Genomic DNA, 15,395 nt, shown 5'->3' with positions numbered 1-15,395 from the left:
GCCGGAGGCAGCCCTTATGCGAGTAGGTTTGATCGTCGATTCCGCTTGTGATCTACCCTATGAGTTCAGCCGCAAGCATGATCTTTTCATCCTTCCCGTCACGGCCAGGATTGATGGTCAGACCTACATCGACGAGCACGATCCGGTAAGGACCCAGGAATTCTATCAGAGCGGTCTCCTGCAGAAGGGCCACCAGGCGGAAACGGAAGCCTTTTCAGCCGCGCAGATCCATGATCTGTTCATGGAAAAGATCGTTACCCAGTTCGATGTGGCGATCTGTGAGACGGTTACCCGCAGCCGAAGCCTGATTTATCAGAATGCCACGGAAGCCATGAACAGCGTGCTCTCCAATTACGAGCGCGCCCGTTCTGCGGCTGGCCGCGAAGGGAAGTTCTCTATGCGGGTCATCGACAGCCGACAGATCTTTGCGGGGCAGGGGCTGCTTGCCGCCCATACCCTGAAACTGATCGACCAGAAGCTCTCGAAAAATGCCCTGAGGCATGAAGTCGAAACCTTTACCGACAAGATCTACACCTGCGTGATTCCGCGGGACCTGCACTACATTCGGGAGCGCGCCCGTCGCCGTGGTGACAAGAGTGTCTCTGCCCTCGTGGCGTTTCTTGGCAAGGCGCTGAATATTACCCCGGTGATTTTCGGGAAGGGCGCGGAAGGGCAGCCGGCGGCCAAAACCCGGAATTTCGACGCTGCGGTGGAAAAGGTCATGAACTATGCGGCCGCTCGCGTTGAAGCCGGGCTGTTGACGCCCTACGTGAGCCTCTCCTGCGGTCTGACCTGGACCGAAATCGAGGATCTGCCCGGCCTGAACCGGCTCCGGGATGCCTGCGAGCGCAACGGCGTTGAACTGCTGCTTTCCCAGATGGGGATTACCTCCAGTATCTATGTCGGACCGGGAAGCCTGTGCCTGGCTTTGGCGGCAGAGCCTCATACCTTCAACGATTTCCAGTAATCGACGGCCCCTCCTGCACGCGCTGGCTTGGCTGCCATGCGCGCAGGCTTCAGTAGTTTGAGCAAATCCCGCCACGCCGACTTCGTGTTAGCCTCGATTCAGAATTCCACGGACTGCCCTTCCCGGGCTTGAGGACGGAAACGATATGACCAAATCCACAGGCGCTCTGGCCGACGAGTTGTTCGAAGCGCATGTCAAACACGAATTGGCGGCCCTGAAGGGCGCCAAGCTGAAACGGTTTCTTGAAAAGGAGGTCGACGGGCTTCTGGATCATGCCGGCCGCATTACCCTGAATCGGGTGTCCGGCGTTGAACGCGTTATGGGCGTCATCCAGCGGATCGTGGTTGAAATGGAGCTGGATGCCGGGATCCCGGAGCTGGCCGCCGAAATGGCCACCGAGGTGCTCAACGCGCCAGTCCAGTCCGAAACCCGCCTTGGGGACATCCTCACCCGTGAACAGGCCTCTGATTTCCTTGAGCAGGCACTGGAGCTCCGGCAGCAGCGGGAGCGGGTGATCAGCGAGATCATGGCGCATCCGGTATACCAGGAACTGGTATCCAATGTGGTGTATCACGGCCTGGTGAATTATCTGTACGAGGATAATCTGATTACCCGCTCGGTACCGGGTGTCGGATCCATGATGAAATTTGGCAAGAAGATGGCCAATCGGGCGGTTCCGGGGCTGGATGAGACCTTTGAACGCCGGATCAAGACCTGGCTGGCCGACAGTCTGCCCGGTCTGATCGCCCGTAGCGAGCAGTTCCTGAACCGGGCCCTCAGTGACGATGAGCTGCGAGACAGCGTGATGGCCGCCTGGGTGGCCGTGGAGGATCAGACCGTCTCGGAACTCAGGGAGGGGCTTGGTGATGTCCAGCTCCAGGAGTTTGTCGTACTCGGTTATGAATTCTGGCTTGAATTCCGCAAGACCGGCTATTTTGAAGGCTGCGCCAGGGCCGTGGTGGAACACCTTTTTGCCAAATATGGCGACCGGCCCATTATGGATCTGCTGAGGGATGTTGGTGTCACCCGCGAAGTGATCCTTGCAGAGGTCGATGCATACGCACTTCCGGTGATGGACGTGCTGCGCGAAGAGGGTTATGTTGAGGCCCTGTTGCGGCGCCGGCTATCGGCTTTCTATAAATCGGCCGCCGCCCGAAAACTCCTTGAACCGGAGGCGTGAGAACGCCGCCTCCGGAGTGTTTTCCGGAGGCTGTTGTCTTGAGTGACCTGTTCTGGGCCTATCTCCTGGCCATCACATTGCTGACCATTACGCCGGGCGTCGATACGCTGCTGGTGATGCGCAATACCGGTCGTGGTGGCCTCAAAGACGGTTGCGTGACCAGTGTCGGGATCTGCAGTGGGCTGTTTATCCATGCCACGCTGTCGGCATTGGGAATCTCGGTGTTGCTGGTGGAGACAGCCTGGGCATTTCTCTTGCTCAAGGCCCTTGGCGCCTGTTATCTGGTCTGGCTGGGCATTGCCTCCCTGCGCCAGGCATTGAGCCGCCGGACATCCGGTGCTGACCTTGCACAGGCACCGGCGGTGCCCCAGAGTTCGCTCTCCGGCGCGTTTCGTGAGGGGTTGCTGTCGAACGTTCTGAATCCCAAGACGGCGCTGTTCTACATGGCACTTCTGCCCCAGTTCATTGATCCGGCGGGCAACGCCTTCCAGCAGTCACTGGTTCTGGCGTCCGTGCACTTTGTGCTGGCCATGGTCTGGCAATGCGGGCTGGCCTGGGTGGTGGTCCGGTTCCGTGGTCTCAGCGCCAGCCAGAAGCTCCGTCGAGCCCTGCATGGCCTGACCGGTGGCTTTTTTGTCGCAATAGGGGCGAAGCTGGCGGTAAGTTGAGCGGGTACCGAAGAATGAAAAAAGGGAAGCCCTCGGGCTTCCCTTTTGTGTCCTGGGAGGGCGCAGTCGGCCTCTCAGCGCTCGAGGTACTGGAGCTTGTTTGGCTTGCCGTCCCACTCTTCCGCATCCGGAAGGGGATCTTTCTTCTCGGTGATGTTGGGCCACTTGCCGGCCAGATCGGCGTTGATCTCCACGAACTGGACCTGATCCGCCGGGAGCTCGTCTTCCGAGAAGATGGCTTCCGCAGGGCACTCGGGCTCGCACAGGGCACAGTCGATGCACTCGTCGGGGTCGATCACCAGAAAGTTCGGACCCTCGTAAAAGCAGTCTACGGGGCAGACCTCCACGCAGTCCGTGTATTTGCACTTAATGCAGTTATCAGTAACGATAAAAGCCATAGTCAGATCCCTGGTCTTTGAGTGTTCATTCTCATCAGGAGCCCCAGATTGCAAGCCTCCTGCTTATAATTCGGTGCGCGATATTGTAGGGAGCGCCCTTCGAAGGGGCAAGCATTCGCCTGCTATAAGGTTATTACGCAGGCCAGAATCAGGCCAGCCCCAGGCTACTTTTTCATCAGGCCTTTCAGTTCGTAGAGTTGGTTCAGCGCTTCCCGTGGCGTCAATCCGTCCAGATCCAGTTCCCTCAGCGCCTCTTCCACCACGCTCGGTTCCAGTGACGCAAACATATCGGCCTGAAGAACCGGCTCACTGACGCGCCGGGTGTCCGAAGAGCCTGCCTTCCTTGCGGCCGGTGTCGGCTCGGGGCCTGTCGCCGGTGCAGCTGGTGAGGCGCTGCCTTCCAGGTGCGTCAGCTGGGCTTTGGCGTTACGGATCACATCCTGGGGAACACCGGCAAGCTGGGCAACCTGCAGGCCATAGCTCTGACTGGCGGGGCCGTCATGGACGTTGTGGAGGAACACGATGCTGTCGTCATGTTCGGTTGCGGTCAGGTGCACGTTGACGGCGTGCTCCAGGTCCTCTGCCAGCTGGGTCAGTTCGAAATAGTGCGTGGCGAACAGGGTGTAGCAGCGGATGTCCCGTGCCAGGTGCTCGGCGGTTGCCCAGGCCAGCGAAAGTCCGTCGAAGGTGCTGGTGCCCCGGCCGACTTCATCCATCAGGACCAGGCTGTGCTCGGTGGCGTTGTGCAGGATATTGGCGGTTTCGGTCATTTCCACCATGAACGTGGAGCGACCACCGGCGATATCGTCCGAGGACCCCATACGGGTGAAAATCCGGTCCACCGGCCCGAGCACGGCCCGGTTGGCGGGTACAAAGCTGCCGGTGTAGGCAAGCAGTGCAATCAGTGCGGCCTGGCGCATGTAGGTCGATTTACCACCCATGTTCGGACCGGTAATGACCAGCATCCGGCGCCTGGTGTCCATCAGCAGATCGTTCGGGACGTAGGGTTCGTCCAGGAGCTGTTCCACCACCGGATGCCGGCCTTCCTCGATATCGAAGCCCGGGGTATCGGTGAACTCCGGGGCAGCAAAACGCAGGGACGTGGCGCGCTCGGCAAAATTGCTCAGCACGTCCAGTTCGGCCAGCGCCTGGGCGGCATCCTGCAAGGGTGCCAGCTGCTCCGCTACGGATTCGAGCACTTCGTCATACAGGGCTTTTTCCCGGGCGAGGGCTCGGCTCTTGGCACTCAGGGCCTTGTCTTCGAATTCCTTGAGTTCCGGTGTGATAAAGCGCTCGGCGTTCTTCAGGGTCTGGCGACGAATGTAATCCACCGGCGCCTGGTCAGACTGGGCACGGCTGATTTCGATGTAATAACCATGGACCCGGTTGTAGCCGACCTTGAGGGTACTGATGCCGGTCCTTTCCCGCTCCCGCGTTTCCACGTCCAGAAGGTACTGGCCGGCGTTCTCGCTGATGTTGCGCAGCTCGTCGAGTTCCTCGTCGAACCCCTCACGGATCACGCCGCCATCCCGGATGACCACGGGGGGATTTTCAATGACTGATCGTTCGAGCAGATCCGCCAGCTGCGGGTATTCGCCGATGGTGGTGGCCAGTTTCACAACGTGGTGTGAATTAACCGGCTTGAGCGCGCCCTGCAGGTCCGGAAGGGTCTGAAAGGCGTCGCGGAGTCTGGCCAGATCCCGGGGGCGGGCGGAGCGGAGTGCCACCCGGGCAAGAATGCGTTCGATGTCGCCCACCTGTTTGAGCAGGTCATGGACCGGTTCGTAATGAAATCCGTCCAGCAGGGCAGAAACGGCCTGTTGACGCTGGCGGACCACCTCCACATCCCGGAGCGGTCGGTTCAGCCAACGCCGGAGTTCCCGGCCGCCCATGGCGGTCGCCGTGCGATCCATGACCCAGGCCAGGGTGTGCTGATGTCCGCCCATGAGGTTGGTGTCGATCTCCAGGTTGCGACGGCTGGTCGCATCCAGGATGACGGCCTCCTCACGACGTTCCCGGGTCAGCTTTCGTATGTGTGGCAGGGCGGTGCGCTGGGTTTCCCTGGCGTACTGCAACAGACAACCCGCGGCACAGATGGCCAGTGGCAGGTCCTCGCAGCCGAACCCGGTGAGGTCCCGCACCTGAAGCTGCTGGGTAAGCACCCTGTGGGCGGTGTCGGATTCGAACAGCCAGGGACCCTGCCGACGGATGCCGGTGAAGCCCTCCAGGATATCGGCGTACGGGAAATCTTCGCTGATGAGTATCTCGGCGGGCCTGAGACGCTGCAATTCGCCCTGAAGGGCATCCAGGTCCTCAAGTTCGGAGACAGAGAAACGGCCGCTGGAAATGTCCAGGGAGGCGAACCCGAACCGCTCCTTCTGGTTGAAGATGGCCGCCAGCAGATTGTCGCGCCGGTCCTCGAGGAAGGCTTCGTCACTGAGCGTGCCGGGTGTGACAATCCGGACGACCTGCCGCTCCACGGGGCCCTTGCTGGCCGCGGGGTCCCCGATCTGCTCGCAGATGGCGATGGATTGACCCGCGCGGACCAGCCGGGCAATGTAACTTTCGGCCGAATGGTAAGGGACGCCTGCCATGGGAATCGGATTTCCGCCGGATTGCCCGCGGGCGGTCAGGGTGATATCCAGAAATTCGGCCGCCTTTTTGGCGTCTTCGTAAAACAGTTCGTAAAAATCACCCATGCGGTAGAAGACCAGCTCGTTCGGATGCTGCCCCTTGATCTTCAGGTACTGCTGCATCATGGGGGTGTGCTTTGAGAGATCGGTCTGCGCTGCTGACATGAGTGGTCCGGTCTGCGTTGGATTGGATGGAGGCGTGAATTGTAAGAAAATAACGCCGGCGATGAAACGAAGCGTTTCGATAAACCCTTTCCCGAGGAGAGCGACATGTCAGTGACTGACCACGACCTTGAGCATGCGGGTTTGCGGCTCGGCAAACTCCTGGACAGCCAGCGACGTACCATTGCCACCGCCGAAAGCTGCACCGGCGGCTGGGTTGCCAAGGTGCTGACGGATCGCCCTGGCTCTTCGGCCTATGTCATGGCCGGGCTGGTGACCTACAGTAACGGTGCAAAGCAGGCGTTACTGGGGGTCAAAGAAGAGACCCTGGACGCTCACGGTGCGGTCAGTGAGCCGGTGGTCCGGGAGATGGTGTCCGGAGCTGTCAGGGCGGCGGGCGTTGATGTCGCAGTAGCGATCAGTGGTGTCGCCGGCCCCGGCGGGGGGAGTGAGGGAAAGCCGGTCGGGACTGTCTGGTTTGCCTGGGGCGCCGGCGGAGCCAGTACAGAGGCGGCTGTTCGGCATTTTCAGGGCGATCGGGATCAGGTGCGCCGCCAGTCGGTTCTGTTTGTGCTGGAGGCAGTGACGGAGTACATCGAGCGAACTTCGTCGGTTTCTTGAATCGCTTCACGCGGGAGGGGTTGGTCTCCTCATCCGCTTATGTTTTAATACTGTTCAAATATACAGGAAATGCACTGGATGGCTCCGGTGGTTTCCTTCCAGATTTCGCTGTCGGTCTCCTGGAAAAGGGCTGGCAGCCCCGGCGACGAGGGTTTGTAGCAATGGAAGACAACCGCAAGAAAGCATTGAGCGCAGCGCTGAGCCAGATCGAGCGCCAGTTCGGCAAGGGTGCCGTCATGAAGATGGGGGATCAGCCCCGCGAAGCCATTCCTGCGGTCTCTACCGGTTCCCTGGGGCTGGACGTTGCCCTGGGTATTGGTGGTCTGCCTTACGGCCGGATCGTTGAAATCTACGGCCCGGAAAGTTCCGGTAAAACCACGCTGACTCTGCAGGTGATCGCCGAAGCCCAGAAGCAGGGCAAGACCTGTGCATTCGTGGACGCCGAGCATGCGCTGGATCCGGTGTACGCCGAGAAACTGGGGGTTAACGTTGATGATCTTCTGGTCTCCCAGCCGGACACTGGCGAACAGGCGCTTGAAATTGCCGACATGCTGGTTCGCTCCAACGCCGTGGATGTGATTATTGTCGACTCCGTGGCGGCGTTGACGCCGAAAGCGGAGATCGAAGGCGAGATGGGCGACAGCCACGTTGGCCTTCAGGCACGACTGATGTCCCAGGCGCTGCGCAAGCTGACCGGTAACGTCAAGCATGCAAACTGTCTGATGGTGTTCATCAACCAGATTCGTATGAAGATTGGTGTGATGTTTGGTTCGCCAGAGACGACCACCGGCGGTAACGCGCTGAAATTTTACTCTTCCGTCCGCCTGGACATCCGTCGCATCGGTTCCGTCAAGGACGGCGATGAAGTGGTGGGTAACGAAACCCGCGTCAAGGTCGTCAAGAACAAGGTTTCTCCGCCGTTCAAGCAGGCTGAGTTCCAGATCATGTATGGCAAGGGCATCTACCACATGGCCGAGGTTCTGGACATGGGTGTGAAGGAAGGCTTCGTGGACAAATCCGGCGCCTGGTACGCATACAATGGTGACAAGATTGGCCAGGGCAAGGCCAACGCCTGCAAGTTCCTGGAAGAAAACATGGACATTGCCACCGAGATTGAAGCCAAGGTCCGCGACAAGCTGATGCCCAAGCCGGTCAAGAAAGATGCGGCGGCAGAGCCGGCCGAGGCCAATGGAGAGTTGCTCTAAGAGTATTCCGGGCTGTGAAGAGGGGAGGTGCGATGAAACGGTTGCTGATTTTCGCTCACGCGCCTTCCCCGAATACCCTTCGATTACGGGACACTGTCTGTGCTGGCGCCCGGCATGAGGACATCGAGGCCGTTGAGGTGGTGGTCAAACCACCGCTGGAGGCTGGTCCGGAAGACGTTCTTGAGTGTGATGCCATTATCCTTGGCACAACCGAGAACCTGGGGTACATGAGTGGTGCCCTGAAGGACTTTTTTGACCGTACTTATTACCCCTGTCTGGAAAAGACCCAGGGATTACCCTTCACCTATTACGTTCGAGCAGGCCATGATGGCACAGGCACCTGCCGGGCGATTGACTCTATCACTACCGGTCTGCGCTGGCGGCGCATTCACGAACCGCTTGTCTGTCGTGGCGAGTACCGGGACCACTTCGAAAATGACTGTCGCGAACTGGGACTTTACGTGGCGGCGAGTCTCGACGCCGGGCTGATCTAGCTGGTAAGTAAAACTTTTGCCAAAACGCGACAGGGCGGCTTGCAGAATCTACAATGAGCGGCCAAAGACTCTTCAATCAATCAGTTATCCGGATTGTTACAGGAACATACCTTGAAGCCATTGCCTCTGCATCAGCTCTACAAAGCCTGCGTTCTGAAAGACCTTCTCTTCAAGACCACGAAGCAACTGGAGCCGTTGGCTGAAATTGTCGGTCAGAACCGTGCCCAGGAAGCGGTGCGTTTTGCGCTGGCGATGCCGCACGGAGGCTACAACGTCTATGCAGTGGGACGGAATGGTCTGGGCAAGCGCACCATGATGCTCCGCTATCTGGAACACCATGTAGATACCGAGCAACAGAGCCATGACTGGTGCTATGTGGCCAATTTCGAGGAGCCGCGGATTCCCAAGCTGTTGAAGCTCCCCGCGGGTCTCGGGTCTCAGCTCAAGCAGGATATGGACAGACTGATGTCACGGCTGGTCAAGGTGATTCCCCAGACGTTCGACAGTGACAGTTTTCTGGAGCGATCCGAGCAGCTCAAGAATGAATATGGCAAGAAGCAGGAAGATGAACTCGAGAAGGTCGCGGTCCAGGCCAAACGCAAGAAAATCAGTCTGACTGTCACGACACCGGGCGGGTACCGTCTGGTGGCCATGAACGGAGACGAGCCGCACACTGCGGAAACTTTCGAAGCGCTCAGCGAGAAGGAGCGCGATCGTTTTGAGGACGCCATCAACAGACTGGAGAAACGTCTGCGGCAGGCCTTGCGTAAGATTGCCGACTGGGAGCAGGAGTATGCCGAGAAGCAGCATGCCCTGAATCAGGAAACTCTGGAGGGGATTTCCGGTCATCAGCTGGACGAGCTTGTTGAAAAGTACCGGGAGCTGCCGGATGTTGTCGAATATATCAATGCCGTCCGGGCGGATCTGGTGGAAAACCTCGACATTTTCCTGGACGACAGTGAAGAGCAGGTGGCCATCGCCTATGCGTCTCTCGACAAAAAGATGCCCCGCCGGTATCTGATTAACCTGCTCGTACACCAGAAAAGCAATGAAGTGCCGGTGATCGTTGAGGAAAATCCGACTTACCACAACCTGTTCGGGTATGTGGAGAACGTGACCTACAAGGGTACCGTGTTCACCGACTTTTCCCTGATTCGTCCGGGGAGTCTGCACAAGGCCAACGGTGGGTACCTCCTGATGGATGCGATCAAGGTTCTGGAGCAGCCGTTTGTATGGGATGGCCTCAAACGGGCCCTGCGTTCCCGGTCGCTGCAGATCAACTCGTTGGAGCGTGAGATGACGCTGTCCGGAACCATCTCCATCGAACCGGAGGGCGTCCCCCTCGACGTCAAGATTGTCCTGTTCGGAGATCGGGAAACCTGGCTGCTGTTGCAGGAATACGATTCCGAGTTTTCCGAGTTGTTCCGGGTGACGGCGGACTTTGAAAACGAAATGTACCGGACCGACGACAGCCAGCTGCTGTATGCCAAGTTTATTGCCAGTCTGGTCAGTGAGAAGAAACTGCTCCACTGCACCAACAAAGCGGTGGCGCGCATCATCGAGCACAGCGCGCGCATGGCCGAGCATCAGGACCGTCTGTCGCTGCATGCAGCGGACATTGCCAATCTGCTTCGGGAGTCCGATTTCTGGGCCCGGCAGGCTGGGGCCCGTCTGATTACCGACGTGCATGTCGAAAGGGCACTGGAAAGTGCCCGGTACCGAAGCAGTCGTATACGGGATCAGTTCTACGATTCCATCCGGGATGGGTCGACGCTTGTCTCGACCACCGGCACCTGTGTGGGCCAGGTTAACGCCCTGTCCGTACTATCGACCGGTGGATATGAATTTGGCCTTTCCAATCGGGTGACGGCAACCTGCTATTATGGCGATGGTGGTGTCATGGACATTGAGCGGGATGCCAAGCTGGGGGGGAACATTCATTCCAAGGGAGTGATGATCCTGACCTCCTGGCTGTCATCGAAGTTCGCCGTCGACGACCCCATGCATCTCTCTGCCAGCCTCACGTTTGAGCAGAACTACGGTGAAGTCGAGGGAGACAGTGCTTCGCTGGCGGAACTTTGTGCCCTGGTATCGTCGTTGTCCGGTGTGCCGGTTCGTCAGGATCTGGCGATTACGGGGTCGGTCAACCAGTTCGGTGAGGTCCAGCCGATTGGCGGCGTGAACGAAAAAGTGGAAGGGTTCTTCGCCACCTGTCAGTTGAAGGGCGGGCTGACAGGTGAGCAGGGCGTGATTGTACCCGTGACCAATGTCCAGAACCTGATGTTGGATGCGGAAGTGGTCAGCGCGGTCAGGGCCAGACAGTTTTCAGTCTATGCGGTTGCCCACGTTGAAGAGGCGATCAGCCTGTTATTGGGGTTGCCAGCGGGCAAGCCCGACAAGCGGGGCAGGTATCCGAAGCAGAGCGTTTTTGGCATTATCCAGCAACGGCTTGAACAAATGCGGGAGCACGAGCGCCAGGAACACGCCAAGGCCGATCACAAGGACCCGTCAATTCACTGACCGGAAACGATAAGAAAACGGACAGGAGAGAATACACCCATGACAGATATCCAGCAGACTGTGTACGTAGTTGAGGATGATGAGGCGGTGCGCGATTCCCTCGAGCTGCTGTTGAAATCCGATGGCAAGCCGGTGCAGACCTACGAGAGCGCAAATGCGTTTTTGCGGGATTATTCCGACAAGATGGCCGGCTGCATCGTGCTGGATATCCGGATGCCCGGCATGGACGGGATGGAGCTGCAGAAAAAGCTGAACGACAAGCACTCCATTCTGCCCATCATCTTTGTGACCGGGCATGGCGATGTGCCCATGGCGGTTGATGCCATGAAGGAAGGGGCGGTGGATTTTATCCAGAAGCCCTACCGTGAAGAGGCGCTTCTCGAAAAGATCGAAGCGGCGCTGGAGCAGGACCTGGAGCAGCGCAAGACTCTGGATGAGAAGCAGGAAATCATCCGGCGCATCAAGAGCCTGACGCCCCGGGAGCATGAAATCATGGACCGGATGATTGCAGGCCAGGCGAACAAGGTTATTGCGATCGAGCTCGAGATCAGCCAGCGTACGGTCGAGATCCATCGTTCCCGGGTTATGCACAAGATGGGAACCCACTCTCTGGCACATCTCGTTCGTATGGTCTTGTCCGTAAAGGACCTTATCGACTAAGCGTGCCCGCGCCGGCATGATGGCGAGATGTTTTTTACCGGCCCGACTCTATGACTGAAACCGTCAGCGAGAATTCCGAGGTGACGGTTCTGTTGGTTGATGACAACCCTCAGAACCTCAAAGTCCTCTATGAAACCCTGAAAGACAAAGGCTATCGCCTTTTGATTGCCAATGAGGGCGAAAAGGCTCTGGACCTAGCCCATCGGCACCAGCCCGAAGTTATTCTGCTGGACATCATGATGCCGGAAATGGACGGCTACGAAGTGTGTCAGCGGCTCAAAGACGATCCGCAGACGGCCGATTGCGCCGTTGTGTTCCTGTCCGCCCTGGACGATCTTCAGGCAAAAGTGAAAGGTTTTAACCTCGGCGGCGCTGATTACATCTCCAAACCATTTCAGTCCCAGGAAGTGATTGCGCGGGTAAAGACGCACGCCCGGGTTATCCGGCTCGAACGCGAGTTGCAGGCGCGCAACCGGGAATTGCAGGGGGACCAGGCCCGGATCCTCAACTCCATCAGCGAAGGTATCTACGGCCTCGACGAGAACGGAATCATCGAGTTTGCCAACCCTGCCGCTGCGCTGATCATGGGCGCGCCCGCTGAGGAATTGATTGGCCAGAACTTTTTCGAACTGCATTTTGCAACCTGCTCGGACGATCCTGATGGCCTGCCGGTAAAGGCCACCTGTCGACAGGGCGTTGCCGAAAATCAGCGGGATATCCGGCTTCAGCGGCTGGATGGGACCGGATTTCCGGCCGAGTATCGTTCCACGCCCAAACTGGATAATGATGAGTTGCACGGCGCCGTGGTGGTTTTCAGGGACATTACAGCGGAGCTGGAAAGCGAGAAGGAGCTGCAGGAGGCGCGGGAGCTGGTTCAGGAACAGCGCGATCAGCTGGCACACACGTCCCGTCTGACCACGATGGGGGAAATGGCTGCCGGTTTCGCCCATGAAGTGAATCAGCCATTAACGGCCATCACCAACTACGCCCGTGTGGCCAAGCGCATGATGGGTAAGGAGTCCCCGGATCTCTCCCTGTTACAGGAAACACTGGACAAGATTGAGGCGCAATCCCATCGTGCCAGCGAAATTATTCGCCGTATCCGTCGTTTCATGAAGAAGCCTGCCACCGGAAAGGAAATCCTTTCGGTGGAGGCGCTGCTGGAAGATACCCGCCAGTTTGCCGAAGTGGATATGCGCAACAACGAGGGTGGGATAGAAGTGCTGCTCGACGACGCCTTGCCCGATGTCCTGGCGGACCCGGTGCAGGTGCAGCAGGTGGCCCTGAACCTGATCCGCAATGCCCTCGAGTCCACCCGTTCGGCAGGGGCATCGGAACCGGTAGAGGTACGGGCCTACCTGAAAGGCGATGCGTGTGTGCGGATCGAGGTTCGCGATCACGGAGTTGGCCTGCCGGATGACGCCGAAGAGAAGCTTTTTCACCCCTTCTACACCACCAAGGACGAAGGCATGGGGATCGGGCTGGCCACCTGTCGTTCGCTGATTCAGGCGCAGGGCGGTGAAATCGGTTTTGAGCGCCCTGAAGACGGCGGTGCCCGATTCTTCTTCACGCTCCCGGTATCGGGTGCGGAGGGTGAGCCGTGCCAGCCCTCCGGCACTGATTAGAGCCAGTCAACGCGCCCGATCAGGTGGGGCGCATCCCCTTTGCTGTTAAGAAGCTGATAGTCCCAGCCACTTTGATCAGCCTGCCACTCAAGGGTCGCCACTCCCGGAAGGAAGAGCGGTTTCTTGAACTGGCAGCTCACGGTGAAGGACTCTCCTTTCCAACCTTCCTGCTGTTCCAGCTCCGCCAGGATTTTTGCCTGGCTCCACATGCCATGGGCAATGGCCCTCGGAAATCCGAACGCCCGGGCTGTGAGTGCATGCAAGTGAATCGGATTGCGGTCGCCGGAGACCGCTCCGTACTGACGTCCAATGGATTCCGGGGCCCTGATCGACAGGGTTTGCGCAAAGCGCTGCAGCTCTGAAGCCTGTTTCTGCCCGGACGTCGTGTCTTTGGAGGTTGGCTTGCGAAACAGGTTGGTGCTGGTTTCCTGCCAGGCGAGAGTGCCAGCCGAACGGGCCTCTGTGGTGAGGTCGAACTCGATGCCACGGGCGGTTTCCTGCTGGTTCCCCAGCCGCACGGTCAGATCCAGGGTTTCGCCTGCACCGATTGGACGATGCTGGGTGATGGTGTTTCGCAGATGCACCAGTCCCAGCAACGGCAGGGGGAAATCCGGTTCGGTCAGCAATTTCAGATGCAGGGGAAACGCGAGTATGTGCGGCCAGGTTACCGGGACACTGGTGTGCTGACTGAACCCGCAGACCGACGAGTATTCGGCCAATCGTTCGTTAACCGTGGCCACTCCGAGCAGGTGTGCCTCAAGTTCGGGGATCGTCGGTTGCGCACCCGGGTTCATTCGCTTGGGAATCAGGGCCTTGCTGAACAGTGGCAGCAGGGCCGGTGGTCGGTTGCGATAAATCAACGGCGTCGGCATGGTGCAGGTCTCCTTGTCGCCTGATATGCTCTATTATTAACACAGATCGCCTCTGGCCCCGGAAAGAGAGGCTATGCCCGGGATTTTCCGGCTTTTTACACTCTGGTTGAGTCTGGCAAACCCGACTGGCTCGATCATTGGCTTGGCACGCCCCGCTGGTTGTCCGGCGGGTCAAAGTAGTACCCATAAATAAAAAAAGCGGGATCTTATGCAGGAACTTCGTGACGCGGGAGTAATGTTGCGCCTGATTTATGAGGCGATGAAGAAAAAGGGTGTTGATACCGATGCCGTCTTCAGTCGCCTGGGCGTGGATGAGAGCTATGTATACACCGATCAGCTGCGAACGCCGCATAGCGCGCAGCTTTACTTCTGGCAGGCGTTGGAGGATGTGTCCGGTGACCCGGATATAGGCCTTCATCTCGGGCAGCTCCTGCCCGCCTACAAGGGGCAGGTCCTCGAATACCTGTTTCTGAGCAGTCCGACCTTTGGAGAGGGGTTGCGGCGAGCCCAGAATTACCAGCGGCTGCTCAGCGATGCAGCCAATACCGATTTCTTCATTGAGGGCGACAACGCCTGCATGGTCCTGGATGCGGCCTGCGACGATGTCCGTCGCCTCAAACATTTCAACGAGTGTTTTGCCCTTGGGCTGATCACGTTTTTCCGGTCCATTACCGACGATCAGTTCTACCCGTCGCGCGTAGAGTTCGAGCATAGTCGGGAACAGGGGCAGGAGCACGTCGCCGAAGTGTTCGGCTGCGAGGTTGTCTTTGATGCGGAGGAGAATCGCCTCTATTTCCCCGTGAGCCTGTTGCAGCATACCTCTCCGCACGCCGAACCGGAGTTGCTCGATCTCCATGAGCGGTTTGCCAGTGAGCAGGTGGCCCGGTTGGAGAAAAAGGACATCGTCGGGCAGGTGGAACGTATCGTTGCCGAGCTTCTGGATAGCGGTGAAGTGACCCTGGACGCGGTTGCCGGAAGACTCGGTATCAAGCCCAGAACCCTCCGGACCCGATTGACCGAGGCCGAAACCAGTTTCAATCAGGTGCTTGCCGAATTCCGGTACCGTCTGGCCCGGCAACTTCTGGCGACAACGGACGAGTCGATTGATGAAATTGTCTATCTGACCGGCTTTTCGGAACCGAGTACCTTCTACCGTGCTTTCAAACGCTGGTCCGGAATGACGCCGATCGAATATCGTCGGACCGCCCAGGGCAAAGACGCCATGGTAGATGCCATGTAAAAAGTTTTCCGTTTTTTTCGGAAAACCGTTGACATGTTTCAGGGCGTCTATATAATGCGCCCTCGTTGTCACCGAGCAGTCACACCCCTGACTGCTAAGCCTTTAACAGATCAGGCTTTTGATCGAGGTTGAAGCGCACGGTGGTGACCC

Annotated in this window: 13 protein-coding genes; 10 read left to right on the top strand and 3 right to left on the bottom strand. The window is 58.5% G+C overall.

Annotated elements, in window-relative coordinates; translation table 11 throughout:
* Positions 1–16: 16 nt before the first annotated feature.
* The 3 genes from MLD04_RS16290 to MLD04_RS16280 all read left to right on the top strand — a co-directional run bounded on the left by MLD04_RS16290 (position 17) and on the right by MLD04_RS16280 (position 2,815).
* Positions 17–967, top strand: a complete 951-nt coding sequence (locus tag MLD04_RS16290) for a DegV family protein (protein WP_248160494.1) — start codon at positions 17–19, stop codon at positions 965–967.
* Between the two features lie 145 nt (positions 968–1,112).
* Complete coding sequence (locus MLD04_RS16285; RefSeq protein ID WP_248160493.1) at positions 1,113–2,147, top strand: hypothetical protein; 1,035 nt, start codon at positions 1,113–1,115, stop codon at positions 2,145–2,147.
* A gap of 38 nt (positions 2,148–2,185) precedes the next feature.
* A complete protein-coding gene (locus tag MLD04_RS16280; RefSeq protein ID WP_248160492.1) occupies positions 2,186–2,815 on the top strand; it encodes a LysE family translocator in 630 nt (209 codons plus the stop codon).
* A gap of 74 nt (positions 2,816–2,889) precedes the next feature.
* Here MLD04_RS16280 and fdxA read toward each other — a convergent pair whose 3' ends face one another.
* Together fdxA and mutS are read right to left on the bottom strand one after the other, a co-directional pair.
* A complete protein-coding gene (gene fdxA / locus MLD04_RS16275; RefSeq protein WP_008937661.1) occupies positions 2,890–3,213 on the bottom strand; it encodes a ferredoxin FdxA in 324 nt (107 codons plus the stop codon).
* Positions 3,214–3,377: 164 nt separating this feature from the next.
* Positions 3,378–6,011 carry a DNA mismatch repair protein MutS gene (mutS, locus tag MLD04_RS16270; protein ID WP_248160491.1) on the bottom strand — a complete coding sequence of 878 codons (2,634 nt, stop codon included), beginning with the start codon at positions 6,009–6,011 and terminating at the stop codon, positions 3,378–3,380.
* A 105-nt stretch (positions 6,012–6,116) separates the two neighbouring features.
* Between mutS and MLD04_RS16265 the strand changes: the two genes are divergently transcribed.
* The 6 genes from MLD04_RS16265 (at position 6,117) to MLD04_RS16240 (ending at position 13,133) form a co-directional block, all read left to right on the top strand.
* Positions 6,117–6,629 carry a CinA family protein gene (locus MLD04_RS16265; RefSeq protein WP_248160490.1) on the top strand — a complete coding sequence of 171 codons (513 nt, stop codon included), beginning with the start codon at positions 6,117–6,119 and terminating at the stop codon, positions 6,627–6,629.
* A gap of 161 nt (positions 6,630–6,790) precedes the next feature.
* On the top strand, positions 6,791–7,834 hold the full coding sequence (gene recA, locus MLD04_RS16260) for a recombinase RecA (RefSeq protein WP_248160489.1): 1,044 nt from the start codon (positions 6,791–6,793) through the stop codon (positions 7,832–7,834).
* A 32-nt stretch (positions 7,835–7,866) separates the two neighbouring features.
* Positions 7,867–8,328: a flavodoxin family protein gene (locus MLD04_RS16255; protein WP_248160488.1), complete on the top strand. Its 462-nt coding sequence runs from the start codon at positions 7,867–7,869 to the stop codon at positions 8,326–8,328.
* Positions 8,329–8,439: 111 nt separating this feature from the next.
* Positions 8,440–10,848, top strand: coding sequence for a Lon protease family protein (locus MLD04_RS16250; protein ID WP_248160487.1), 2,409 nt, complete (start codon positions 8,440–8,442; stop codon positions 10,846–10,848).
* A gap of 39 nt (positions 10,849–10,887) precedes the next feature.
* A complete protein-coding gene (gene fixJ, locus MLD04_RS16245) occupies positions 10,888–11,508 on the top strand; it encodes a response regulator FixJ (protein ID WP_008937667.1) in 621 nt (206 codons plus the stop codon).
* A 50-nt stretch (positions 11,509–11,558) separates the two neighbouring features.
* On the top strand, positions 11,559–13,133 hold the full coding sequence (locus tag MLD04_RS16240; RefSeq protein ID WP_248160486.1) for an ATP-binding response regulator: 1,575 nt from the start codon (positions 11,559–11,561) through the stop codon (positions 13,131–13,133).
* Here the strand turns inward: MLD04_RS16240 and MLD04_RS16235 are convergent.
* Positions 13,130–14,005 (bottom strand): MaoC/PaaZ C-terminal domain-containing protein, encoded by an 876-nt coding sequence (locus MLD04_RS16235; protein ID WP_248160485.1) that lies wholly within the window; start codon positions 14,003–14,005, stop codon positions 13,130–13,132. The genes MLD04_RS16240 and MLD04_RS16235 overlap by 4 nt on opposite strands.
* Before the next feature lie 235 nt (positions 14,006–14,240).
* On the opposite strand from MLD04_RS16235, the gene MLD04_RS16230 reads away from it, so the two are divergent.
* On the top strand, positions 14,241–15,245 hold the full coding sequence (locus tag MLD04_RS16230; protein ID WP_248160484.1) for an AraC family transcriptional regulator: 1,005 nt from the start codon (positions 14,241–14,243) through the stop codon (positions 15,243–15,245).
* The last annotated feature ends 150 nt before the right edge of the window (positions 15,246–15,395 follow it).

Source organism: Marinobacter koreensis (assembly GCF_023156285.1).
Taxonomy (GTDB): domain Bacteria; phylum Pseudomonadota; class Gammaproteobacteria; order Pseudomonadales; family Oleiphilaceae; genus Marinobacter; species Marinobacter koreensis.
Note: the sequence above shows the minus strand (reverse complement) of the source record. Positions and strands in the feature narration are given on the sequence as shown.